The sequence below is a fragment of the Micromonospora craterilacus genome (assembly GCF_003236315.1).
GTDB classification, from domain to species: domain Bacteria; phylum Actinomycetota; class Actinomycetes; order Mycobacteriales; family Micromonosporaceae; genus Micromonospora; species Micromonospora craterilacus.
Genome location: NZ_POTY01000539.1, coordinates 1 through 644, shown reverse-complemented (window position 1 = coordinate 644; position 644 = coordinate 1). Strand labels below are relative to the sequence as shown.

1 protein-coding gene is annotated in these 644 nt (G+C 68.8%); it reads left to right on the top strand.

What is annotated here, in order from left to right; all coding sequences use genetic code 11:
- Positions 1-121: 121 nt before the first annotated feature.
- Positions 122-640, top strand: coding sequence for a PadR family transcriptional regulator (locus tag C1I95_RS34320; RefSeq protein WP_111220279.1), 519 nt, complete (start codon positions 122-124; stop codon positions 638-640).
- Positions 641-644 lie beyond the last annotated feature (4 nt).

The following is a 644-nucleotide window of genomic DNA, read 5'->3' as shown; positions in this document are numbered from 1 at the left end:
GGGTGGGTGGTGGCGGTGCAGTTCGACCGTCGTGCGCCGACAGTGCACATAGGAAACCCCAATGGGTGGCGAAACCGTGAAATCCTGGACGCCGGCCCGGCAAAGTGGCAGCGTGATGGGCATGGCGGAATCCGGAGTCAACCCTACGGCGGCGGCCCTGCTCGGGCTGCTCCATGAGGGTCCCATGACAGGTGGCCAGTTGATGGCCGCCGCCGAGCGCCGACTGGCGCCGTACTGGTCGATGACCCGCAGTCAGGTCTACCGGGAGTTGCCGGTGCTGGCTGATCGGGGCTTCGTCCGGCTGGGCAAGCCCGGGCCGCGGATGAGTCAGCCGTACGGCATCACGGCCGCCGGAAAACGGACATTCTCCCGTTGGCTGGCCGAAGACCCGGGGCGGGACACCATCCGCAACCCGATCGCCCTGCGCATCGCCTTCGGGCAGCTGCACTCCCCGACCCAGCTGAAGAACCTCCAGGCCGCGGCCAACGAGTACCACACCGAGGCCCTGGCCCGGGTCCGCGAGCAGGTCAAGAACGCCAAGAAGGAAGGCGACGCGTACGACGCGAGCGCGCTCGAGTTCGCCGTGGCGTACCACAAGGCCGCCCTGTCCTGGCTGAAGACCGCCGCCGCCGCCGGCTGATCTC